The organism is Streptomyces marianii (assembly GCF_005795905.1).
GTDB classification, from domain to species: domain Bacteria; phylum Actinomycetota; class Actinomycetes; order Streptomycetales; family Streptomycetaceae; genus Streptomyces; species Streptomyces marianii.
In genome coordinates, this window is record NZ_VAWE01000001.1 from 1,822,187 (window position 1) to 1,844,011 (window position 21,825).

The window sequence follows — 21,825 nt, forward strand, 5'->3', positions numbered from 1 at the left end:
ATGTCGCCAGGGCCGTGAGGACGGTGCTCACGACCCAGAGCGTCCACCAGGCGTTGACGGGGTCGAGGAACATCGGAACGAAAACCGGCGCTAAAGAGCGTCCGCCAGTAGGTCATGGGCCCGACAATGCGGTTGGCTTAGCGGGTGCGAGTTTGGTGATCATGGAGTTTCTACGGCCTGTGACTGGCGAGACAGTTCGTGTTGGCGTGCCTGCCTCTGTCATCGTGTCCGTCTAGTGAAGGGTTGGTCCGTGCAAAGTCACTGGCGGCCAGCCGTTACGGGGTTTGCGGAGTGTCATGAAGGAACAACTTGAATCCGGCGTGGCTGTGGGTGAAGCCAAGCCGGGTGTAGAAGTCGTGGGCGTCGGTGCGTGATTGGTGGGAGGTGAGTTCCATGATCGCGCAGCCGCGAGCACGCGCTTGTCGAATGGTCCAGCCCATCATGGTGGTGCCGATACCGATTCCACGGTGGTCGGGGTGGACGTAGAGGGCCTCCGTCAGGGCGCGGAGACTGCCACGCCAGGCCAGTCCTTGGAGGAACGAGAGTTGCACGGTTCCGACCACGACTCCAGTAGTTTCGGCTACGGCGAGAATCTGGTGCGGCGAGGTGTTGATGGCGGTGAACGCCTTGCGATAGGGGTCCAGCTCCTGGGGGGTCTCCCGGGCAGCTCCCAGTCGGTCTGCCGCCAGGAGACCGACAAGCCGCGGCAGGTCCTGCTCTGCCGCTCGGCGGATGAGGATCTTAGGCACGGCAGCAGTGTGGCGGGATGTTGCCTCAGTGCACAGGAAGTACCGACGCGTGTCAGTCTTGGCCTGCGGCCAGGAGCCCTGCGGCAGCTGGTGACCTGAAGATCATCGGATGCGAGGGCTGGCGGGTCGGGTGTCCCAGCGATGGGTGTACCAGGCTCGCCGGATCAGGCTGCGGACGGTGATAATGGCGGTGGCCAGAGCTAGGAAGAACTCGGTGCATGCGCGTCGGCGTTCGGTGTTGCGGCGGAGTTTGCCGAAGTTGTTCATCCACGAGTTCGTGCGCTCGACCACCCAGCGTCCGTCGGTCTGGATCGGCGTCTTCGTGCCGCGTTTGGTGATACGCGGCGTGATCTCGCGTTCGGCAAGGTCCGTGTAGACGGGCTGGTAGTCGTAGCCAGCGTCCAAGCTCAAGGCCGGGTGCTGTGGGGAGTGGTCGAGGTGCTCGGCCAACTCGGTGAATTCATCAAGGGTTTCGGGCAGCAGCGTGTGGTCACGGGTGTTAGCGCCAGCGGGCACCGTGACCACGGGTATTCCGTAGCCGTCGGTCAGCTGGGAACGCTTGAGGCCCTGCTTGCCACGGTCCACCGGGGACTTCCCGGCACATTCTCCGCCCGAGGGCGCCTTGGTGATGCAGCCGTCCGCGGCCAGGTCCTCAAGTTCCAGCCCCACCATCCGGTCGTAGGCCCGCAGCGCCGCGAAGACCAGATCGCGGGCGACGCCCGCCTTGATCCACTCATCCCGCCGCCGACGGATCGTGGTGGCCGAACACACCTCGTCAGCGACCCGCTCGTAACCCATCCCCGACACCAGCGCCAGGACAAGCCGGTCGAACACGACCGCATCCGAGATCCGCGGGTTGTGGCACCCGAGCGGATGTGAATCCCGTCGGACAGGCAGCAGCCTCAGGAACTCCTCACGGACCGGGGCGATGATAGACGCAGGCACGACGGGCACGAACCCAACACCGTTGCGTTTGGTCTTTGAGTTGTAAGTCAAGCCCTGCTGAACAGCGCGACGGGACCACCTGATAGATCAACGATCGGCGAAGAGAGTCGATCAAGGTCAGGGGTCCCGTTGCAGGAGAAGTCTGTCATCACGTCCACGATCGAGACAGCCCGGGGTGTGTTCGCGCCGGGTCATCTGGGGGAGTTGACCCAGGTCGTGGACTTCGCGCTGGTGGACGCGGTGCTGGAGGAGACCGGCCGGCGCGAGAAGCGCCTGCGGCTGCTGCCTTCTCGGGTGGTGGTGTACTTCGTGCTCGCTCTCGCGCTGTTCGAACACCGCTCGTACCGCACGGTGTGGTCCCAACTGACTGCCGCCCTGACCCCGCTGGCCCTGGTGCGTCCTGCGGTCTCCTCGCTGACGCGGGCCAGGCGCAGGGTGGGGGCCGCACCTCTGCGGCGTCTGTTCGAGACGCTTGCCGGGCCCGTCGCCCGCCCCGGGCAGGAGGGGTCCTTCTACCGGGGCCTGCGCACGGTGGCCGTCGACGGGACCCTGCTGCACACCCCCGACGACGAGACGCTCACCTGGCACTACCCCAAACGGGCCGGGGAGGGTCTGGAGTTCGGCTATCCGCTCCTGCGGCTGCTGACCCTGGTCGAGTGCGGCACCCGCGCGCTCATAGCCGCCGCCTTCGGACCGGAGTCCCAGGGCGAACTCCCCTACGCCAAGCGGCTTCTGACCTCCCTGGACCAGACAATGCTCCTACTCGCCGACACGGCCTTCGACGGCAACGAGTTCCTTGATGCCGTCCATCAGAGCGGGGCCCGGTTCCTGGTGCGCTCCGGGGCCCGCCGCGTCCCCACCCCCGCCGAGCACCTGGGCGACGGCTCCTACATCGCCCGCATCGGCTACGGCGTCCTGCCGGTGCTGCTGCCGGTGCGCATAATCGAGGCGGCCCTCACCGTCACCCTGGCCGATGGCACCGTCCGCACCGAGCAATGGCGGCTGATCACCAACCTGCTGGACCCCGTCCGTTATCCGTCCGCCGAGCTCGTTGAGCTCTATCACCGCAGGTGGCAGGCGGAAACCACGTATTTTTCGATCAAGGCCACGATGCTCGACGGCCGTGTCCTGCGCTCCCGCAGCACCGACGGCCTCGACCAGGAGGTCTACGCCCTGCTCACCGCCTACCAGGCTCTGATCCGCGCCGGCGACGACGCCCTGACCAGGCGGCCGGAAGTACCCAGGGAACGGATCAGTTTCACCGTCCTGCTGGCCGCCGCAACCGACACCGTCACCGCCGGCCATGGAATCTTCCCCGGCACCCCCATCGACCTGGTCGGCACGATCGGCCACGCCGCCCTGAGCGACCTCCTGCCCGCCCACCGACGGCAACGAGTGAAGGCCCGCACCCGCAAGAACCCCACCAGCAAGTACGGACCGAACGCCGGACAGCACCCCCAGAAGGCCCAGAACTACACCGTCCACACCACCGTCGCGTTCTTCGCCCACGGCCTCAACAGCCGCTCACAGCGCTAACGCAACGGTGTTGGGCACGAACCCCCCAAATGATCACAGAGCGTAGACAACTCTATGATCATCCACAGTTTAACCGTCGTGTCGCTCCTTGCCACGTCTATGACCTACCGGCGGACGCTCTAAGTGGTCGGGGCCGGAAGTTCCTCGGGGGTTGACGCTGAAGCAGCGACCGTGCATGTCGCTGCGGCAGATGTCAGGGGTCGCGGGATAGGGGGGAGCGTCCGATGAAGTGCTCGATCACGTCTGCTCGGGAGTCTGTGGGGAGAGCGGCCGCTCGAAGAAGGTCTCAAGGACCACCGTGGCCTGCGTCCTGCTGACCCCCTCGATGGCGTAGATCCGGCGCAACACATCCTGCAGTTGCTCGGTGGATGCGGTCCTGACCTTCACCAGCACCGAGGCGCTGCCAGCGATGATGTGCGCCTCCAGGATTTCGGGGAGCGCGGCGAAGTCCTGCGCCGCATCACCCATCCAGGAAGTCGAGTCGACCATCACATAGGCCAGCACGGCGCCGCCCAGCGCAGCCGGGTCCGTCTCGACGGTGGTGCGCCGGATGACGCCTCGCTCCCGCAACTTGCGCACACGTTCGTGAGCGGCGCCGGCCGAGAGGCCGGCGGCCCGGCCCAGCGCGGCGTATGACTGGGTGGCGTCTTGCTGGAGCTGCGCCAGCAGGACGCGATCGATGTGATCCATAGCCCTCCGTTCGGAACCCCCTTGCATTGACCATACCTTGTCCTGCAATCTTGGCTTTGAGCCAAAGAATGTTCAGTATGCGGTGCCTGCAGAAGGGAGGGCCTCATGACCGGCGAGCGCCCCGGGCTGTACGAGATGCTCGATGACCGGTTCCGTACCGGGCGGTGCATGAACGGTGACGAGGCACTGGAGGTCCTGTACACCGGCTGCCGCTGGGCCGAGGGGCCGATCTACCTGCCTGCCTGGCGGCAAGTGGTCTGGAGCGACATCCCCAACGACCGGATGCTGCGCTGGGACGAAGAAACCGGTGCCGTCAGCGTCTTCCGCCACTCCGCCGGGCACACCAACGGCAACACTCTCGACCGTCAGGGCCGGCTGATCACCTGCGAGCAGGGCAACCGTCGAGTGACCCGGACCGAACACGACGGCACCATCACCGTGTTGGCGGACCGGTGGAAGGGCAAGCGCCTGAACAGCCCGAACGATGCGGCCGTCAAGTCCGACGGTTCGATCTGGTTCTCCGACCCGGACTTCGGCATCACCAGCGACTACGAGGGCTATCGTGCGCTGAGCGAGATCGGCTCCAACAACGTCTACCGTATCGATCCGGCCACCGGCGAAGTGCGGCTGGTCGCCGACTGTTTCGGCGCCCCGAACGGCCTGGTCTTCTCACACGACGAGCAGCAACTGTTCGTCTCCGACACCCGAGCAGGCTTCATCCGGGCCTTCGACGTACACGAGGACGGCACGCTGTCCGAGGGCAAGGTCTTCGCTGAAGCGGAGGCTCGCAAGGCCGCCCGCTTCGACAATCTCCGCTTCGACGACGCCGGTCGGCTCTGGGCCGCCGCGATGGGCGACGGAGTGCACTGCTACGACCCCGACGGCACGCTGATCGGGCGTCTCAACGTCCCCGAGGCAGTTGCCAACATCTCCTGGGGCGGCGCCAAGCGCAACCGTCTCTTCATTGCCGCAGAGACCAGCCTCTACTCGGTGGTCATGGGCGTCACAGGCACGCACCCGACCGGACCGGGCCGCCGACCCTGGCTCTGAGCGGTCGGCTCCGGAAGTCCTTCGGGGGTTGACTTCGAAGCTGGCGCCCGGTCAGGTGTCCGGGTTGGCGAGATGGAGGTTGCAGGCTCAGTCGAGGGCCTGTGAGGGGGTGCCGGTGATTGAGCCGGTGGGCAGGACGGTGTTCTCGTATGTGTCGCTGCTGGCGAGGTAGAGGGCGAAGCCCCACGTGGCGGCGGTGCCGGTGTGGCGCAGCCGCATCAGCTTGACCTGTTCGCCGTCGGCCAGCTGGCCGGCTACGTAGGCGAAGGCGCCGCGATGGCGGACGTGCAGCCGAGCCAGCTGCGGCCAGGCGGTGCGGGCATGGTCGCCCAGGCGCTGTTCGAGCGAGAGCCTGGTGTGTTCCGAGGGTGCGGGCATATGGCCATCCTGCCCGCCGGGCCGGGGCCGGGAGACGGCAGGCTACGTCTGTCGTGCTCTGCCTCTCTCATGATCGGCTCCGCTTCATGCCCGTGGTCCCGGCCCGCCCGATCGCCCCGACCGCCTCCGAGCGTGAGCGGCTCAAGAAGATGGCCTACGGTCACAAGACCGAGTATCGGCTGCGGGCTCGGGCGCAGGTGGTGCTGCACGCGGCCAGGAGCCGCTCCAACGCGCGGATCGCCCGGGAGACCGGCCTGCATCTGGACACGGTGCGCCGGTGGCGGGGTCGGTTCGCCGAGCAGCGCCTGGCCGGGCTCGCCGACCGTCGACGCTCCGGCCGCCCGCCGGCCTTCACCGCGTTGCAGATGTCCGAAGTCAAGGCGCTGGCCTGCCGGTTACCCGCCGAGACCGGTGCGCCGTTGTCGCGCTGGTCGTGCCCAGAACTGGCCCGCGAGGCGATGGCCCGGGGCATCGCCACCTTCGGGTCGGCGTCCACCGTGCGCCGCTAGCTGGACCGGGACGCGCTCAGACCCTGGCAGCACCGCTCCTGGATCTTCATCACCGACCCCGACTTCCGCACCAGGGCCCAGCGCGTGCTGGACCTGTACGCCCGCACCTGGGATGGCGTCCCGCTCGGCGAGGACGAGTACGTGATCAGCGCGGACGAGAAGACCTCCATCCAGGCCCGCTGCCGCTGCCACCCCACCCTCGCTCCCGGCCAGGCGAGAGCGATGCGCGTGAACCACACTTACGAGCGCGGCGGTGCCTTGGCCTACCTGGCCACCTACGACGTCCACACCGCAGGGTGTCCGGCCGCACCGAGCCACGTACCGGCATCGGGCCGTTCATGAACCTGGTCACCCAGGTCATGAGCCGGGAACCATATGCCAGCGCCAGACGGGTGTTCTGGATCGTCGACAACGGCTCCTCCCACCGCGGCAAGAAGGCCGCCGACCGGCTGACCGCCGCGTTCCCGAACGCCGTCATGGTTCACACGCCCGTCCACGCCTCCTGGCCGAACCAGGTGGAGATCTACTTCTCCGTCGTCCAGCGCAAGGTCGTCTCGCCCAACGACTTCACCGACCTCACCGAGGTCGGGGACCGGCTCCGAGCCTTCGAAGACCGCTACAACGCCACGGCACAGCCGTTCCAGTGGAAGTTCACCACCTCCGACCTGGACGATCTGCTGGCCAGGCTCGACCGGCACACCACCGATCACGAGGAAGAATCCTCGCTCCGCCTCGCCGCATGATCAACCCCCGAAGGACTTCCGAAGCCGACCACTAAGCCTCCGTTGGCCCTGGTGGGCGGCTGACGGAACGTCGGCGGCCTGACCCGTCTGAAGTCGTCCCACGGATAACACCCCAATATCTGCGGTGGCGTGATCCGCCACCTGCGGTGACGTTCTCCGGCCCCTACGTGAAGCGGCCCTGTTGTCTGTGGCAAGGAGGAAGCGGTGCCCACCGTCGTAAAGCTGCCGACCGGGAAGGCACTGACTGTCCGGGCGGCGGCAGACGTGTTCCTCGACTCGCTCGGCAACCCGAACACGGTTCGGAACCATGGGATCGGGGTGGGCAAGACCGCCGAACGGCTCGGTGAGGCCCGGCCGCTGGCGTCGGTCGCGGACGACGAGATCGGCGAGGCTCTGGAACTGCTGTGGGGCACCGCGGCGGTGAACACCTGGAACTCCCGCCGGGCGGGGGTGTCGTCCTGGCTCGGCTGGTGCCGTGAGCGCGGCTACGAAGGGCCGATGGTCCCGGTATTGCAAGCCCCCGCGACGTCTGCCCGGATACCGGGCTGGCCCGGCTTTCCTACGGACAGGCCCGCGCCCTGCTGGACGAGCACACCGCGGTGCGTGGTCCCGGAACGGGCTGGGACCTGCACGAATACCGCCACTCCGCCCTGACCCACCTCGGTGAACAGGGCGCCTCTCTGCTGATGCTCATGGCCAAGTCCCGGCACAGGCAGCCGGAGAACCTCCGCCGCTACTTCAAGCCCTCGGCCGAGGCGATCGCCGAAGTCACCAGCCTGCTCGCACCCGGCGACGCTCGGCGGTGATCCGCCCGGTCAGCTGGGACGCCGACCCTCACACGCGGTGGGGTTGGGCGAGGATCGCCGCCTTTGGCGACCACGCCTCGGCTGCCTGCCGCGCATCGCGGACCCCGATGCGGGAGGGTCTTGTCCGTCCACAGCGGATGGCAAATAGCAAAGGCAAGGAGGTTACCTACTCCTTGCCACTTTCAAGTTATAGCGAAGGCGGGGCCTTGCGGCAAGGCCCGGGGCGTGGCGCAGAATCATCGGCCGAGGCCAGGACTTGGGGAAATCAGGGATTCGCGAAGTACGTGCGTTTATCGACTGTGGGTTCTGCGGGACGTGAAGCCGCCGGTGGGACTCGCGGTGCGGTTGCGGGCACGCGGCGCGGAGGTCCGGGTGTGCGCGCCGCCAAACTGCGCGGAGAGCTGGCCGCAATGCAACTTTGTTGAATGGGGGGTTTCATGATTGATGTGATCGTTGCCGGCGGCGGACCGACCGGCTTGATGCTGGCCGGCGAGTTGCGGCTGCACGGCGTGCACGCGCTCGTGCTGGAGAAGGACGCGGAGCCGACCAGGATCGTCCGCTCGCTCGGCCTGCACGCGCGCAGCGTCGAGGTGATGGACCAGCGCGGTCTGCTGGAGCGGTTCCTCGCGCTCGGCACGCAGTACCCGGTCGGTGGTTTCTTCGCTGCCATGAACAAGCCGGCGCCGGACCGGCTGGACACCGCACATCCGTACACGCTCGGCATCCCGCAGACCACCACCGATCGCCTGCTTGCCGAGCACGCCACCGAACTCGGCGTCGAGATCCGGCGCGGCTGCGAACTCGTCGGGCTGAGCCAGGACGAACACGGGGTGACCGCCGAGCTTGCCGACGGAACGCGGCTGCGCTCGCGCTACCTCGTGGGTTGTGACGGCGGCCGCAGCACGGTGCGCAAGCTGCTCGGCGTCGGCTTCCCCGGCGAGCCCTCCAGGGTCGAGACGCTGCTGGGCGAGGTGGAGGTGACCGTGCCGCCGGACACGCTGAACGCCGTGATGGCCGAAGTCCGCAAGACCCACAAGCGGTTCGGCGCCATGCCCCTCGGGGACGGGGTGTACCGCCTCGTCGCACCCGCCGAAGGGGTGGCCGAGGACCGCACGGTCCCGCCGACCCTGGACGAACTGAAGCGGCAGGTGTGGAAGCTCGCCGGCACCGACTTCGGCGTGCACTCACCGCGCTGGCTCTCCCGCTTCGGCGACGCCACCCGGCTGGCCGAGCGCTACCGGACCGGCCGGGTGCTGCTGGCCGGCGACGCGGCGCACATCCACCCGCCGACCGGCGGGCAGGGACTCAACCTCGGCATCCAGGACGCGTTCAACCTGGGCTGGAAGCTGGCCGCCGAAGTCAACGGCTGGGCACCGGAGGGACTGCTGGACAGCTACCACACCGAACGGCACCCGGTGGCCGCCGATGTGCTGGACAACACCCGCGCACAGATGGAACTGATGTCTGTCGAGCCGGGTCCCCAAGCAGTACGCCGACTGGTGTCGGAACTGATGGACTTCGAGGAGGTGAACCGGTACCTGATGGAGAAGATCACTGCGATCGGGGTCCGCTACGACTTCGGCGAGGGGCATGAACTGCTCGGCCGACGGCTGCGGGACGTGGGGCTGAAGCGGGGTCGCCTGTACGAGCTGATGCACGGCGGCCGCGGGCTGCTGCTCGACCAGACCGGCCGGCTCTCGGTGACGGGCTGGGCAGATCGAGTCGACCACGTCGCCGACATCAGCGAGGAACTGAACGCGCCCGCGGTGCTGCTGCGGCCGGACGGCCACGTAGCGTGGGTCGGTGACGATCAGCAGGATCTGCGCGACCGGCTTCCCCAGTGGTTCGGCGCAGCGGTCGGCTGAGCGCGCATGTGGGGCACGAAATCCCACCGGGCCTGCCGCCGGACGGAGCGGGTACGCAAAGCTGTCACTCATGAGGGGACGCTGTACCCGCTCCAGGCCACTGACCAGCTGACGCGGAGGTGGAGTGCACCGCCGACTCACCCTTCCGGCCGGCCGGTCGGCGGGACGCGGGGCCGGGACACGGCCCATCGTGCCGCGGAGCGTCCCCCGGCAGCGCCCCACCGCACCGTGGCGTCACACCGTGGGCGCACCGTCACGGCCACCCTCGGTTCTCGCCAACCGATGCCCCTCCCCCGCGGCGGCGCGCAGCAGGACCGTCACCAGTTCGTCCGGCACGGACAGCATCGGCCAGTGCCCGGTGGCGAGTTCGAAGAACCCCCAGCGCGGTTCCGCGAGCTGCCGGAACAGCGGGTTCCCCGTCGCCACCAGGGCTTCGACGCCGCCGATGTCCATCGTGCCGCCGACCGTGCAGAAGACGCCCGTCATGGGCAGCCCGCCGACCGCGTCCGTGAACCGGACCGGCTCGGTCAGGGTGCCCATCGGCTGGGGTGCGGCGAGGCGGGCCAGGCGGGCGACCCCGTGCTCGGGGACACCCGCGAGGTTTCCCCACTGCCGCCACTCGTCCCGCGTGGGCGCGGGCACGCGCCAGCCGTCCTCGGCCCGGGCGGGCTGACCCAGCATCCGGTCGCGGACGGGGCCGTGCGGCATCTGCTCGCGTACCTGGTCGAGCAGGGAGAGCCCGTCGCGGGGCAGGGGCGCGTCCACGTACACGATCCCGGCGGTCCGGTCCAGGCGCCGGCCGGCGGCACCGAGCGCCGGGTAGATGCCGTAGCAGTGACCGACGAGGACGACCTCCGGCTCGTCCACATGGTCGATGAGCTGCACCAGGTCCTCGACATGGGTGGCCATGTCCGTTCCGGGACCGGCGAGATGGCGTCGGTCGCCCATCCCCGTCAGGGTCGCCGGGTGCGCCCCGGCTCCCGACTCCCTCAGCCCGGAGGCCACTTCCCGCCAGACCCATCCTCCGGTGTGGCCTCCCGACACCAGCACGAACACCGTCATCACGCCTCCTCGGCCAGGGCACGTTCCATACGGCCGGCCCCCGTGGGCCGGCCCGGTCCGGGTACCGTAGGAACTCCCCCTGAGGGAGGTTCAAGCCTTGCCGCCGGACGCCATGTTGACCATCGGGGAGCTCGCGGAACGTGCGGGCGTCACGGTCAAGACGGTCCGCTTCTACTCGGACCGCGGCCTGCTCCCCGAGTCCGGCCGCAGCGCGGGCGGACACCGCCGGTACGGCCCCGAAGCGCTCGACCGGCTGCGGCTGATCCGCTCGCTGCGCGGGCTCGACCTGCCGGTGTCCGAGGTGGGCCGGGTCCTGGAGGGCCAGGACGGCGACGCGCCGGACGATGTCCTGGAGGACGTGATCACGGGGCGGTTGCAGGTGCTCGGCCCCCAACTGGCCGCCCTGCGCTGGCGGGAGGCGTCCCTGCGGCTGCTGCGTGACTGCGACCCCGGCGAACGCGCCGAGCGGCTGCGGCTGATCGGCACGCTGTCCGTGCCGCCCAGCACGGCGTCGATGACGCGGTTCTGGCGGTACTGGCTGCCGCCGAGGCTGCCGTCCCGGGTGGTCTCCGCGTTCCTCGACCAGGCCGTACCGCACCTTCCCGACGACCCGACGCCCGCCCAGGTGTGGGCCTTCGCCCGCATGCACGCGCTGGTGTCCGGGAACTGCTCCGGTTCCGTCCGGCCCCAGCCCGCGGTCCACCTGCCTGACCGGGGCTACCGTCCCGCCGTGCTGTACGACGGTCTCGGCGAGGCATACGCGCTGGCCTCGGCCGAACTGCGGGCGGGGCGGCCGCCGCGGACGGGCGAGGCCCTCGACTGCTTCGTCTCGGTCTACGCCGTGTCACGCGGCACGCGCGACACGACGGCGTTCCGCCGGCTCCTGCGCCGCCAACTGGCCGCCGATCCCCGTATCGACGTGTACTGGCAGCTCACGGCCGAGCTGTCCACCCCGCCCGGCGCCCCGCCCGAACCAAACCCGGGCTCCGCCCACGACTGGCTGTGTGCGGCGCTGGACACGGGGACCGAGCGGCACGCGGGCTGAACCCGGGCGCGCCCCCTCCACCGGAGCTTCCTTGTTGGTCACAGGTGGCCTCGGCGCGCGCGCCCATGGGGTCGGTGGCGGACAACTGCGCCGGACGTCGTGGCGTCCGTACGGTCCAGGGACACCCGGTTGCTGCGCCGTCGGCAGTGCCCCCGCGCTGGTCCGGCCGCTCGCCCTGCTGCGACGGCAGAGGGACCGCGCCATGAGCCGACCGCCAGCGCGGCCTGCTCCGTTCCCGCAAGCTCAGCCATGACAAAGGCTACGAAGACAACAAGAGGACGCGCAGCACCCACGAACCTGCCCCCCACTCCGGTGATCACGCAGAGTGAAGTTCCAGGCCTCTTCCAGATGAAATCCACGACAACAACACCGCTGTTGTGAGACTGAGCACGAACCGAACCAGATGACCCCGGATCAGTTCGGCCGCACCACCTCGGCCGTATGCCGCTCTTCGCCGACGCGCCCGCCACCCGCCGCAGCACCCGGGCCGCTGCCGCGGAGCCGGCGCTCGAGGGGATGCTCCACCCAGCGGTAGGCGCACGCTGACAGGGTCAGGCTGACCGCGATGACCACCAGCCACACCACGGCGGTGTCGGACGCCCCCTCGGGCCGGCCGTGCCTCGCCACCCACACCCGGATGACGATCTCGTGGATCAGGTACCAGGCGAATGACCAGTGCCCGAGCCGTATGGCCCACTGCCCGCCGAGTCCCGTCGTCCGGCCGCTCAGATCCGCGTGGGCGGCCGCGGCCACGAGGAGCGCGAAGAGAGGCGTGGAGAGAAGCTGTGAGGCCTGGTACGGGCTGTACCAGAGCGCGTCGGGGACAGCCCCCGACCAGGGGATCAACGCCAAGTGCCAGCCGATCACCAGTGATACGGCGGACCACAGACCGATGGGCGGCCTCCAGCCGCGGGCCACCGCGAGCCCGGCCACCACGCCGAGCAGGAACTGCAGAGTGCGGGTCAGCGGCAGGTAGTCGAGCGCCCAGACGCGCGGCACCCCGCTGTCGATCAGGGCACCGCTCAGCCACGCGAGAACAACGCCCACACAGACCGTCACCCAGATCCAGCGTCGTCCGCGGCCCGAACGCACGGCCGGAAGGGCCATCAGCGCGGGAAAGATCAGATAGAACCATGCCTCGTCGCTGAGCGACCACGCGGCGGGATTGCCGCCCCGCAGTATGACCTGGTCGGGTATCCAGGCGTTGACGAGCAGCAGCGTGGCGGCCACGGCCTTCGTCGACACGGCCTTGCCGAGCGCGAGCCACACCCCCACGGACAGCACTGTCGTGGTGGCGAGGAGCGGCCAGATACGGGCGAAGCGGCGCCGGAGAAAGACCTTCGCGGGTATCTGCTTGCCGTCGTACGTCCATGCCAGGACGAACCCGGACAGCACGAAGAAGAAGGTCACTCCGCTGCGGCCGTACCAGGCCAGCTCACTGGCCCCGGGTATCTGGCCGACCTGCCGCGAGAGGTGGTACGTCACCACCAGGAGAGCCGCCCAGAAGCGCAGTCCGGTAAGGGACGGGAGGCGATCCCTGCCGGACGGGACGGCGGAGGATCGGCTGCCGGGGGCCCTGTGTCGCATGGGGCGATTATCGGATGGCGCCCGAGGGGCTCCATCACGGGGGACCTGCACAGCCATACCGGGTGCGCGTTCGGTCGGCGTCCCGCTCCGCACTGCCCAACCGGCCTTTGCCGGTTCCCGGAGCCGGGCGGCCGCCTCCGCGACGAGGATCACTTCCCCATCGGCCCTGGTCGCGAGGTCAACGCGAGGGCCGACCCGCGGGGCCCGCGGCGGCTCGCGAGCCACCCCTACGGACGACGAGGGCCCGGGAGCGGTGTGCTCCCGGGCCTCGTGTGCACCGGGGCTCCCCGGGCTCTCAGTCGGTGATCACGCCTCCTCCGCCGGCTCCAGCCTCAGCGAGATCGAGTTGATGCAGTAGCGCTGGTCCGTGGGCGTCGGATAGCCCTCGCCCTCGAAGACGTGCCCGAGGTGCGAGCCGCAGCGCGCGCACCGGACCTCCGTGCGGACCATGCCGTGGGTCCGGTCCTCCAGTAGTTCCACCGCGTCCGAGTCCTTCGGGTCGTAGAAGGACGGCCAGCCGCAGTGCGATTCGAACTTCTCACCGGAGGTGAAGAGCTCGGCACCGCACGCCCGGCAGGAGTACACGCCCTTGGTCTTGGTGTCCGTGTACTCGCCGGTGAATGCGGGCTCGGTCCCGGCCTGCCGGAGCACGGCGTACTCCGCGGGGCTCAGCTCCGCGCGCCACTGCTCGTCCGGCTTGTCGACGTCGTAGGCCATGATCGGTCTCCCTCACCACTACGGCCCCGAAGGGCCTCAGTCCGACAGACGGGCCAGGATCTTCGGACCGAGGTCCGTCACATCGCCGGCCCCCATGGTGAGAACCAGATCCCCGGGTGCGGCCATTCCCGCAAGCACGTCCGGGACGCTCTCCTTGTCGTGGACGGCCGTCACCCGCGCGCCCGCCGCCTCCGCGGCAGCGGTGATCATCACGCTGGTGACGCCGGGGATCGGGTCCTCGCGGGCCGGGTAGATGTCGAGCACCACGGAGGCGTCGGCGAGCGCGAGGGCCCGGCCCATCTCGGCGCCGAGCTCCTGGGTGCGGGAGAACAGGTGCGGCTGGAAGACGACGAGCAGCCGCCGGTCGCCCGCCGCGGCGCGCATGGCCTCCAGGTCTGCGGTCATCTCGGTGGGGTGGTGCGCGTAGGAGTCGATGACCTGGACGCCCTTCGCCTCGCCCTTGAGCTGGAGGCGGCGGCCGACACCCGTGTAGGCCGTGAGGGCGTGGGCCAGCCCGGCCGGGTCCAGGCCCAGCCGGGCGCCTGCGGCGAGGGCGGCGGCGGCGTTGTGGGCGTAGTGGCGTCCGGGGACGGAGACGGTGAAGGTGATCTCCCCGGCGTCCGGGAGGACGACCGTGACCTCGCTGGTCATGCCGTGGGGTGTGATCGAGCGGATCCGGACGTCGGCGCCCTCGTCCTCACCGACGGTGACGACGGTGAGGTCCGGGCGACCGGACACTCGGGCGGCCAGCTCGCGGGCTCCGGCGTGCTCGCCGACGACCAGTGCCCCGCCGGCGGGGATCTTGGCGACGAAGGCCTCGAAGGACTCGTAGATCTCGTCCATGGAGGCGTAGTTGGCGTGGTGGTCGAGCTCGACGTTGAGGACGATCGCGACGTCCGGGTCGTACTTCTGGAAGCTGCGGTCGCTCTCGTCGGCCTCGGCGACGAACAGGTCGCCGTCGCCGTGCCGGGCGTTCGTGCCGGGCCCGGCGAGGTCGCCGCCGATGGCGTACGACGGGTCGAGTCCCAGCTCCGTCAGCGCCACGGCCAGCATCGACGTGGTGGTGGTCTTGCCGTGGGTGCCGGCCACCGCGATGGTCCGGGAGGCGCGCATCAGCGCGGCGAGGGCGTCGGACCGGTGGACGACCGGTACGCCGAGCTCGGCGGCACGGGCCAGCTCGGGGTTGTCGGCGCGGATGGCGCTGGAGACGACGACGCAGGACGCGTCGTCCGCGAGGTGCTCGGCGGCGTGCCCGACGTGCACGGTCGCACCCAGCGCCCGCAGCGCCTCGGCCGTCGTGGACTCCCTGGCGTCACTGCCCGCGACCTTGGCGCCCCGCTGGGCGAGGATCTTGGCGATCCCGGACATTCCGGCGCCGCCGATGCCGATGAAGTGCGGCCGTTCCATGGCGTTGGGGATGCCGGATGCCATGCGCGTGTCTCCCAGGGTGCGACGTCGTACGAGGGGCCCAGCCTATTCGCTGTGCGCGAAGAGCTTCAGCACCGGTACGCCGACCTTGTGCCGGGCACGGGAGGCCCAGTCGCGGTGGAAGAACTCCTCGACGTAGTGGGGCGCGGTCAGGACGATCACCTCGTCGGCGCCGGCCTCCTCGACGACGGTCTTCATCTTGTCGAGCGGGTGCTCCTCGACGACCTGGCCGACGGCCTCGGCCCCGGCGGCCCGCAGGGCGTTCAGGGAGTGGACGAGGGCGAGCTCCGCAGGCTGCCGGGCCTTCGCGCCCTCGGGCTCCTCACCCTCGCGGACGGCTTCCTTGAGCTCGCCCATGGCCACGTCGTCGATGGCGCGCAGCAGCAGGTCGGCCTGGTCGCCGCGCGGCTGCATGAGCACGATGAACGACACGGGCTCGTCTCCGTGCAGCGTCGTGACGAACTCCACGTCGGTCGCCGTGAGGGGCTTCTCGATCATCAATACGCTTGTGAACACGTCAGGAGCCCTTCTGCCGGAACCGTCCTTCCCCGTGTCGGTACGGGGCCTGCGAGTAGTGTGCCCGGCCGTAGCAAACCAGTACATAACCTGTCGGGAGCGTCAGGTCCGACGGTATCGGGCGAAGAGGAACCCGGCCTCCTCCAGCAGGGACGCCAGCGCGAAGCGCTCCGGCACCGCCCGGTCGGTTCCGTACGCGATCCGCTGGGCGGTACCGGAGGTGAGCGTCGGCGACACCGTCAGGCACAGCTCGTCGAGTACCCCGGATCCGACGAACTGACCCAGGAGCCTCGGCCCCCCTTCCGTGAGCAGCCGCCGCAGGCCGCGTCCGGCCAGCGCCTCGACGGCCCGGGCCGGGTCGACGCCCGTCCCGTCGCCCGCGACGAGGACCTCCGCCCCGGCCTCCGCCGCGGCGGCGACCCGCTCCGGCGGCGCGGAGGCCCCGGTGAGGACCAGCGTCGGCACCAGGGGGGAGGTGAAGAGCGGCAGGGAGAAGTCGAGGTCGAGGCTCGCGCTGACCACGGCGATCGCGGGGGCTGGGGCCTGTCCGGCGGCCGCACGGCGGCCGGCGAAGGCGTCCCGGGCACGGGCGGGGCGGTAGCCCTCCTGCCGTACCGTCTCCGCACCGACGACGACGGCGTCGGCCAGCCCCCGCAGGGTGCCGAAGATCCGCATGTCCGAGTCGGACGACAACGGCTGCGACTTCCCGTCGTGCTGGGCGGCCCCGTCGAGGGACGAGACCATGTTCGCCCGCAGCCAGGGGCCCTCCACGGCCGGATAGGCGTAGGCGTCGGCCAGCTCGTCCAGCCCCCACTCGCGGTCGGTCGCGGCGCGTGCACCGGCAGGGTCGTTCGGGTCGGGCAGGGGGAACAGACGTCGCATACCGAGCAGTCTGGCACGGGCCGCGCGTCCTCATGACGCGGCCACCGGAGCACGCACGCCCGGCCGCGGAGACCTCGCGTCGGGCTTCCCGCCCACGCACGTCCCACGCCAGTCCCGCCCACGCACGTCCCGATTGCGCACGTCCCACGCACGTCCCGGTCACGCACGTCCCACCCACGTACCGCTTGCGCACATCCCACGCACGTCCCGCTTGCGCACATCCCACGCACGTCCCGCCCGCGCACGTCCCCCGTACGTCCCGGTCGCGTGCGTCCCGGTCGCGCGCGGCGGGCCGCGGGCACACGTGCTCCGCCGCCGACGGGTCAGGTACGGCAGGGGTCCGACGGGGAGCCCCGGGAGCGCCCCTCCCCCGCGCCGAGAGGGCACGCGGCTCCCGGACGGCCGTTCCGTGCCCTTCCAAGAGCTCTTCCGGCGGCCCCAGCAGATCCGCCCGGGATCCGCCCGGGATCCGCCCGAAGCCCGTCCGACGGCCGCTCCCGGGCGCACGCCGTTCCGGGGCGCGTGGGACGCGGGGCGTGCGACTGCCCGGGGATGCCCTGACGTGCGAGGGCGCCTGCCGTCCTGGGGCGCTGGACGCGCGGGGCGGCCGTTCTCCCGGACTCAGTACAGTGGGGGGTTGTGTCGACCACCCCCATGACCGAAGCCGTCCCGCTCTCGCTGTGCGCCCGCGAGCCCCGTGTCCCCGCCGACCGCCTGGTCGCGGAGATGGTGCCGCCGCCGCGCTTCGACTCGGTGCGCTTCGAGACGTACGTCCCCGATCGGAACCAGCCCAGCCAGGCCGAGGCGGTCACGGTGCTGAGCTCGTTCGCCGCGGGTCTGGGCGGTGCGCACGCCACCGGCAGCGGCAGGCGCCGCTGGTTCACGAGGAAGCCCGCGGCGCCGGCGGCGCCCAGGGGGGTCTATCTGGACGGCGGCTACGGCGTCGGCAAGACCCACCTCCTCGCCTCGCTCTGGCACGCCACACCCGCCGAGCCGTCCCTCAAGGCGTTCGGCACCTTCGTGGAGCTGACGAATCTGGTCGGCGCGCTGGGCTTCCAGCAGACCGTGAAGACCCTGAGCGGCCACCGGCTCCTGTGCATCGACGAGTTCGAGCTGGACGACCCGGGCGACACCGTTCTCGTGTCGACCCTGCTCGGCAAGCTCGTCGAGGCGGGCGTCGCCCTGGCGGCGACCTCCAACACCCTGCCCGGCAAGCTCGGGGAGGGCCGCTTCGCCGCCGCCGACTTCCTCCGCGAGATCCAGGGCCTGTCCGCACACTTCCGGCCGCTGCGGATCGACGGCGAGGACTACCGCCACCGCGGCCTGCCCGAGGCGCCCGCACCCTTCTCGGACGAGCAGGTCACCCGGGCCTCGCACGCCACCGGGGGCGCTTCGCTCGACGACTTCCCGCAGTTGCTGGAGCATCTCGCACGGGTGCACCCCAGCCGTTACGGCGCGCTGACGGACGGCGTGCGCGCGGTCTGCCTCACCGACGTGCGGCCGGTGCCGGACCAGTCGACGGCTCTGCGGCTCGTCGTGCTCGCGGACCGGCTCTACGACAGGGAGGTGCCGGTACTGGCCTCCGGTCTCCCCTTCGACCGGCTGTTCAGCGACGAGATGCTGCAGGGCGGGTACCGGAAGAAGTACTTCCGGGCGATCTCCCGGCTGACGGCACTCGCGCGGGACGCCAAGGGCCTCGTCGAACAGTAGGTTCCAGTAAGTTGGGCCCGGTTGGAACCGATTCATTGAATGCTTTGAGAAGGGATCCATCATGGCCACCACGCGCCAGGCCCACACCGTCTGGGACGGCGACCTGCTCTCCGGCTCCGGCGTCGTCACGTTCGACTCCTCCGGTATCGGCGACTTCCCCGTCTCCTGGCCGTCGCGCGCCGAGCAGGCGAACGGCAAGACCAGCCCTGAGGAGCTGATCGCCGGCGCCCACTCCAGCTGCTTCTCCATGGCCCTCTCGCACGGTCTCGCGGGTGCCGGCACGCCGCCCACCCGCCTGGAGACCAAGGCCGACGTCACGTTCCAGCCGGGCGAGGGCATCACGGGCATCCACCTGACCGTCGAGGGCCAGGTTCCCGGCCTCGACCAGGAGGGCTTCCAGGCGGCCGCCGAGGAGGCCAAGAAGAACTGCCCGGTGAGCCAGGCCCTTTCGGGGACGACGATCACGCTGACGGCGAAGCTCGCGTAGCACGGCGCGGTTCGCGCAGCGACGCCTCGCCGCTCGCCCCGGGCCCTCGAATTCGCCACTCGCCCGGGGCCCTCGCCACTCGGGAGACACCGCGCGGCCGTCGCTCAAGCAGCACCGCGCGTCCCACGGGGCACGGTGACCCGCATGCTTCACGCGTGACCACACGCCTGGTACACACATGCGGGTCACATCTCTGTCCGCCAACAGGGAGTTGCCTCATGACCGCAGAACACACGCAGGAATCACAGGGATTTGCCGGGGGCGGGGCCTCCGAACCCCCGGGTGCCCCCGCCGCCTCCTCCGCGACGCGGCGCCGGGTCCTCGCCGGTACGGGTGCCGCTGTCGCCGGAATCACCTTCACCGGAGCCTTCTCGGAGCTCTTCGCGGGTACGGCCGCCGCCCGCGGCCACTCCGGCTACGGCCCGCTCGTACCGGACGCGCACGGCCTCCTCGACCTGCCGAAGGGTTTCCGCTATCGGGTGCTCTCCCGCGAGGGCGAGCCGCTGCGCTCCGGCGAGGGCCCGGTGCCCGGCAACCACGACGGCATGGCCGCCCTGCCCGGACGCCGGGGCCGGGTCCATCTCCTGCGCAACCACGAGAACCGGCACAACGCCCGCATCGGCGTTCCCGTCGTCGACGGCCTCACCTACGACCCGGCGGCCAAGGGCGGCTGTACGGCGCTCACCCTCGACGGCCGCAACAACGTCCTCGACGAGCACGTCGCCATCGCGGGCACCGCCGTCAACTGCGCGGGCGGGCCCACGCCCTGGGGAACCTGGCTCACCTGCGAGGAGAACGAGGACAAGGCCGGCACCAACGGCTGCACCAAGGACCACGGTTTCGTCTTCGAGGTGGACGGCGCCGATCCGCGCCGGACCGGCGCCGTACCGCTGACCGCGATGGGCCGCTTCCAGCACGAGGCGGTCGCGGTCGATCCGCGCAGCGGGATCGTCTACGAGACGGAGGACGCCTTCGAGAGGCCGTTCGGGCTGTTCTACCGCTTCCTGCCGGAGAAACCACTCGGCGGCAGGGGCTCACTGCGGGCCGGGGGACGGCTGGAGGCGATGCGGGTCCCGGGGCTGCCCGACCTGTCCGCGATCCAGGAGACGGGCGTCGGGTTCGACGGCGTCGAGTGGGTCCGCGTGCCCGATCCGCAGGCGCGTCGGACGCCCGTCCGGCTGCAGGACTTCGGCCCGAAGGGCATCACCCACGCCCAGAAGCTGGAGGGCTGCTACTGGGGCGGCTCGTCCGTCTACTTCGTCTCCAGTTTCGCCCGCAGCGCCGAGGGCTCGGCGGCCGACCACTTCGGGCAGGTGTGGCGGTACGAACCGCGGCGGCGCCGGCTGACCCTGGTCATCGTCTTCGGGCCCGCGACCGACGTGCAACTGCCCGGCGAGTCCCCGGACAACATCTGCCTCGCCCCGGGCGGCGGGCTGATGGTGGCGGAGGACGGGAACGGCGCCCAGCACGTGTACGGGGTCACCAAGCGCGGCGAGGTGTACGCGATGGCGCGCAACCGCCAGGACATCGGCACCCCGGAGGAGCCCGCGTGGGGCGAGTTCGCGGGCGTCACGTTCTCGCCGGACGGCGGCACGATGTACGTGAACTGCTACACGCCGGGTACGACGTTCGCGGTGACCGGACCCTGGCGCTGATCGCCGCGGCCCGGCTCAGAGCCCGGCAGGACCGGGCCCGGACGCCCGGGCCAGGACGGGCCGGAGTCGGAACGGGGCGGAGCCGGGCCGCGGCGGGGCCGGGTCACCGCCGCCGACGGGCGCACGGATCGCTTCCGGGCGCCCGTCGGCGCACACCGGGCGCCGCCGCCGCGCCCCGAGGCCCGCCGTGCCGCGGACCCCCGGGTGCCGCCTCGCCGGCGGATCGGGCGTCGCTCGCGCCGGCGCCCGATCCGGTGGAGGATCGGAGGGCCGGATGGGCCCGGGGAAGACCTCGGGGCGCAACGGTGGTGGCCGACGAGGCCCCCTCCCCGGGAACACCGGTGGCCGGGCGGGACCGGCGACCGGAGGAGAGACCGGTGGCCGGACAGGACCGTGGCCGGAGACGACCGGGAGAGAGCCCGAGGTGACCAGGATGACCACGAAGAGCGGCCGCAGCGGGCGACTCCCCGACCCGCTTCCCGATCCGGGGCCGGCCCCGGCCCCGGCCCCGGACGAGGTCGCGGACCGTTACCCGGGCCGGCTCCGTGACGTGCTGCGCGTCCCGGCGGGCGGTCGCCTCGACCTCTCCTCGTACGACCCGGGCGGGGTCCCGGCCGGCCCGCGGGACAAGGTCGCGGGCCTGGAGGCGGCCGCGGCGGCGGGCAGGCGCCTGGCGGAGCTGCAGGAGCGGCTGTACGCGGCGGCGTCCGCGGGCGACCGGCGCCGGCTGCTGCTGATCCTCCAGGGCATGGACACCAGCGGGAAGGGCGGCACCGTCAAACACGTCATCGGCCACTTCAATCCCGCCGGCTGCCGGATCAAGGCGTTCAAGGCCCCCACAACGGAGGAGCGGGACCACCACTTCCTCTGGCGGATCGCCCGGGAGTTGCCGCGCTCCGGCGACATCGGGATCTTCGACCGCTCGCATTACGAGGACGTCCTGATCGCCAGGGTCCGCGACCTGGTGCCGCGCGAACGGATCCGCCGCCGCTACGACGAGATCAACGCCTTCGAGCGGGCCCTCGCGGAGGACGGCTTCACCATCGTGAAGGTCTTCCTCCACATCTCCCCCGAGGAGCAGCGGCGCCGGCTGCTGGCACGCCTCGACAACCCGGACAAGCACTGGAAGTTCGACCAGGGGGACATCGAGGAGCGGGCCATGTGGCCGGCCTACCAGAAGGCGTACGAACGGGCCCTGGAGCGCTGCTCGCTCCCCGAGGCGCCCTGGTACGTCGTTCCCGCCGACCGCAAGTGGTACCGCAACTGGGCGGTGAGCAGACTGCTGCTGGAGCACCTGGAGGAGCTCGACCCGCAGTACCCGAAGGGGGACTTCGACATCGAGGCGAGCAGGAAGCTGCTGCTGGGGAACGGCTGAGCGCCGGAGCCGGGTCCCCGGCTCTCGGTCGTGGCCGCGAAGGCAGACGCGGCAGCGGCCCCGGGCATCCGCCGATGCCCGGGGCCGCTG

21 protein-coding genes and 1 pseudogene are annotated in these 21,825 nt (G+C 70.6%); 12 read left to right on the forward strand and 10 right to left on the reverse strand.

The features are described from left to right. Window positions 1-275: 275 nt before the first annotated feature. Together FEF34_RS08065 and FEF34_RS08070 are read right to left on the reverse strand one after the other, a co-directional pair. Window positions 276-749 (reverse strand): GNAT family N-acetyltransferase, encoded by a 474-nt coding sequence (locus FEF34_RS08065; RefSeq protein ID WP_138052528.1) that lies wholly within the window; start codon window positions 747-749, stop codon window positions 276-278. A gap of 102 nt (window positions 750-851) precedes the next feature. Then, window positions 852-1,703, reverse strand: a complete 852-nt coding sequence (locus tag FEF34_RS08070) for an IS5 family transposase (RefSeq protein WP_138057361.1) — start codon at window positions 1,701-1,703, stop codon at window positions 852-854. Between the two features lie 120 nt (window positions 1,704-1,823). On the opposite strand from FEF34_RS08070, the gene FEF34_RS08075 reads away from it, so the two are divergent. Then, the gene (locus FEF34_RS08075; RefSeq protein WP_138052000.1) at window positions 1,824-3,230 is read left to right on the forward strand and encodes an IS4 family transposase; all 1,407 of its coding nucleotides are present in this window, start codon (window positions 1,824-1,826) and stop codon (window positions 3,228-3,230) included. Window positions 3,231-3,467: 237 nt separating this feature from the next. On the opposite strand, the gene FEF34_RS08080 is transcribed toward FEF34_RS08075, so the two are convergent. After that, window positions 3,468-3,920: an Lrp/AsnC family transcriptional regulator gene (locus FEF34_RS08080; RefSeq protein WP_138052529.1), complete on the reverse strand. Its 453-nt coding sequence runs from the start codon at window positions 3,918-3,920 to the stop codon at window positions 3,468-3,470. Window positions 3,921-4,025: 105 nt separating this feature from the next. Between FEF34_RS08080 and FEF34_RS08085 the strand changes: the two genes are divergently transcribed. Next, window positions 4,026-4,970: an SMP-30/gluconolactonase/LRE family protein gene (locus tag FEF34_RS08085; protein WP_138052530.1), complete on the forward strand. Its 945-nt coding sequence runs from the start codon at window positions 4,026-4,028 to the stop codon at window positions 4,968-4,970. Window positions 4,971-5,057: 87 nt separating this feature from the next. On the opposite strand, the gene FEF34_RS08090 is transcribed toward FEF34_RS08085, so the two are convergent. Next, window positions 5,058-5,348, reverse strand: a complete 291-nt coding sequence (locus tag FEF34_RS08090; RefSeq protein WP_138052531.1) for a hypothetical protein — start codon at window positions 5,346-5,348, stop codon at window positions 5,058-5,060. An 86-nt stretch (window positions 5,349-5,434) separates the two neighbouring features. On the opposite strand from FEF34_RS08090, the gene FEF34_RS08095 reads away from it, so the two are divergent. From FEF34_RS08095 to rox, 5 genes and pseudogenes are all read left to right on the forward strand, one after another. Then, a complete protein-coding gene (locus FEF34_RS08095; protein ID WP_138052532.1) occupies window positions 5,435-5,857 on the forward strand; it encodes a helix-turn-helix domain-containing protein in 423 nt (140 codons plus the stop codon). Window positions 5,858-5,941: 84 nt separating this feature from the next. Next, entirely contained in the window at window positions 5,942-6,199 is a 258-nt protein-coding gene (locus FEF34_RS08100; protein WP_138052533.1) for a hypothetical protein, read from the forward strand. Beyond that, complete coding sequence (locus tag FEF34_RS08105) at window positions 6,196-6,600, forward strand: transposase (protein WP_138052534.1); 405 nt, start codon at window positions 6,196-6,198, stop codon at window positions 6,598-6,600. Before FEF34_RS08100 ends, FEF34_RS08105 begins: the two co-directional genes overlap by 4 nt. Before the next feature lie 204 nt (window positions 6,601-6,804). Then, a pseudogene (locus FEF34_RS08110) lies at window positions 6,805-7,406 on the forward strand (hypothetical protein). Between the two features lie 437 nt (window positions 7,407-7,843). After that, window positions 7,844-9,271: a rifampin monooxygenase gene (gene rox, locus FEF34_RS08115; protein WP_138052535.1), complete on the forward strand. Its 1,428-nt coding sequence runs from the start codon at window positions 7,844-7,846 to the stop codon at window positions 9,269-9,271. Window positions 9,272-9,505: 234 nt separating this feature from the next. Here the strand turns inward: rox and FEF34_RS08120 are convergent, their stop codons facing one another. Beyond that, window positions 9,506-10,333 carry an alpha/beta fold hydrolase gene (locus FEF34_RS08120; RefSeq protein ID WP_138052536.1) on the reverse strand — a complete coding sequence of 276 codons (828 nt, stop codon included), beginning with the start codon at window positions 10,331-10,333 and terminating at the stop codon, window positions 9,506-9,508. A 97-nt stretch (window positions 10,334-10,430) separates the two neighbouring features. Between FEF34_RS08120 and FEF34_RS08125 the strand changes: the two genes are divergently transcribed. Beyond that, on the forward strand, window positions 10,431-11,378 hold the full coding sequence (locus FEF34_RS08125) for a MerR family transcriptional regulator (RefSeq protein WP_138052537.1): 948 nt from the start codon (window positions 10,431-10,433) through the stop codon (window positions 11,376-11,378). A gap of 414 nt (window positions 11,379-11,792) precedes the next feature. Here the strand turns inward: FEF34_RS08125 and FEF34_RS08130 are convergent, their stop codons facing one another. The 5 genes from FEF34_RS08130 to FEF34_RS08150 all read right to left on the reverse strand — a co-directional run bounded on the left by FEF34_RS08130 (window position 11,793) and on the right by FEF34_RS08150 (window position 16,508). Continuing rightward, window positions 11,793-12,965, reverse strand: coding sequence for an acyltransferase family protein (locus tag FEF34_RS08130; RefSeq protein WP_138052538.1), 1,173 nt, complete (start codon window positions 12,963-12,965; stop codon window positions 11,793-11,795). Between the two features lie 306 nt (window positions 12,966-13,271). After that, window positions 13,272-13,682 (reverse strand): peptide-methionine (R)-S-oxide reductase MsrB, encoded by a 411-nt coding sequence (gene msrB / locus FEF34_RS08135; protein ID WP_138052539.1) that lies wholly within the window; start codon window positions 13,680-13,682, stop codon window positions 13,272-13,274. 36 nt (window positions 13,683-13,718) lie between these two features. After that, window positions 13,719-15,113 (reverse strand): UDP-N-acetylmuramate--L-alanine ligase, encoded by a 1,395-nt coding sequence (murC, locus tag FEF34_RS08140; RefSeq protein ID WP_138052540.1) that lies wholly within the window; start codon window positions 15,111-15,113, stop codon window positions 13,719-13,721. Window positions 15,114-15,155: 42 nt separating this feature from the next. After that, on the reverse strand, window positions 15,156-15,626 hold the full coding sequence (locus FEF34_RS08145; protein WP_138052541.1) for an indole-3-glycerol phosphate synthase: 471 nt from the start codon (window positions 15,624-15,626) through the stop codon (window positions 15,156-15,158). A gap of 102 nt (window positions 15,627-15,728) precedes the next feature. Continuing rightward, complete coding sequence (locus FEF34_RS08150; RefSeq protein WP_138052542.1) at window positions 15,729-16,508, reverse strand: pyrimidine reductase family protein; 780 nt, start codon at window positions 16,506-16,508, stop codon at window positions 15,729-15,731. A 654-nt stretch (window positions 16,509-17,162) separates the two neighbouring features. On the opposite strand from FEF34_RS08150, the gene zapE reads away from it, so the two are divergent. The 4 genes from zapE to FEF34_RS08170 all read left to right on the forward strand — a co-directional run bounded on the left by zapE (window position 17,163) and on the right by FEF34_RS08170 (window position 21,735). Then, window positions 17,163-18,218 carry a cell division protein ZapE gene (zapE, locus tag FEF34_RS08155; RefSeq protein WP_138057362.1) on the forward strand — a complete coding sequence of 352 codons (1,056 nt, stop codon included), beginning with the start codon at window positions 17,163-17,165 and terminating at the stop codon, window positions 18,216-18,218. A 61-nt stretch (window positions 18,219-18,279) separates the two neighbouring features. Continuing rightward, complete coding sequence (locus tag FEF34_RS08160; protein ID WP_093651891.1) at window positions 18,280-18,705, forward strand: OsmC family protein; 426 nt, start codon at window positions 18,280-18,282, stop codon at window positions 18,703-18,705. Between the two features lie 218 nt (window positions 18,706-18,923). Beyond that, the gene (locus tag FEF34_RS08165) at window positions 18,924-20,360 is read left to right on the forward strand and encodes an alkaline phosphatase PhoX (RefSeq protein ID WP_138052543.1); all 1,437 of its coding nucleotides are present in this window, start codon (window positions 18,924-18,926) and stop codon (window positions 20,358-20,360) included. A 433-nt stretch (window positions 20,361-20,793) separates the two neighbouring features. Beyond that, window positions 20,794-21,735, forward strand: coding sequence for a PPK2 family polyphosphate kinase (locus tag FEF34_RS08170; RefSeq protein WP_138052544.1), 942 nt, complete (start codon window positions 20,794-20,796; stop codon window positions 21,733-21,735). Window positions 21,736-21,825: the final 90 nt, after the last annotated feature.

Coding starts and splice junctions, on each gene's coding strand:
- FEF34_RS08170 (WP_138052544.1), top strand. CDS start 20,794: ATGACCACGAAGAGCGGCCGCAGCGGGCGACTCCCCGACCCGCTTCCC.
- FEF34_RS08130 (WP_138052538.1), bottom strand. CDS start 12,965: ATGCGACACAGGGCCCCCGGCAGCCGATCCTCCGCCGTCCCGTCCGGC.
- FEF34_RS08090 (WP_138052531.1), bottom strand. CDS start 5,348: ATGCCCGCACCCTCGGAACACACCAGGCTCTCGCTCGAACAGCGCCTG.
- FEF34_RS08150 (WP_138052542.1), bottom strand. CDS start 16,508: ATGCGACGTCTGTTCCCCCTGCCCGACCCGAACGACCCTGCCGGTGCA.
- FEF34_RS08105 (WP_138052534.1), top strand. CDS start 6,196: ATGAACCTGGTCACCCAGGTCATGAGCCGGGAACCATATGCCAGCGCC.
- FEF34_RS08095 (WP_138052532.1), top strand. CDS start 5,435: ATGCCCGTGGTCCCGGCCCGCCCGATCGCCCCGACCGCCTCCGAGCGT.
- FEF34_RS08165 (WP_138052543.1), top strand. CDS start 18,924: ATGACCGCAGAACACACGCAGGAATCACAGGGATTTGCCGGGGGCGGG.
- rox (WP_138052535.1), top strand. CDS start 7,844: ATGATTGATGTGATCGTTGCCGGCGGCGGACCGACCGGCTTGATGCTG.
- FEF34_RS08120 (WP_138052536.1), bottom strand. CDS start 10,333: ATGACGGTGTTCGTGCTGGTGTCGGGAGGCCACACCGGAGGATGGGTC.
- msrB (WP_138052539.1), bottom strand. CDS start 13,682: ATGGCCTACGACGTCGACAAGCCGGACGAGCAGTGGCGCGCGGAGCTG.
- FEF34_RS08080 (WP_138052529.1), bottom strand. CDS start 3,920: ATGGATCACATCGATCGCGTCCTGCTGGCGCAGCTCCAGCAAGACGCC.
- FEF34_RS08160 (WP_093651891.1), top strand. CDS start 18,280: ATGGCCACCACGCGCCAGGCCCACACCGTCTGGGACGGCGACCTGCTC.
- murC (WP_138052540.1), bottom strand. CDS start 15,113: ATGGCATCCGGCATCCCCAACGCCATGGAACGGCCGCACTTCATCGGC.
- FEF34_RS08085 (WP_138052530.1), top strand. CDS start 4,026: ATGACCGGCGAGCGCCCCGGGCTGTACGAGATGCTCGATGACCGGTTC.
- zapE (WP_138057362.1), top strand. CDS start 17,163: ATGACCGAAGCCGTCCCGCTCTCGCTGTGCGCCCGCGAGCCCCGTGTC.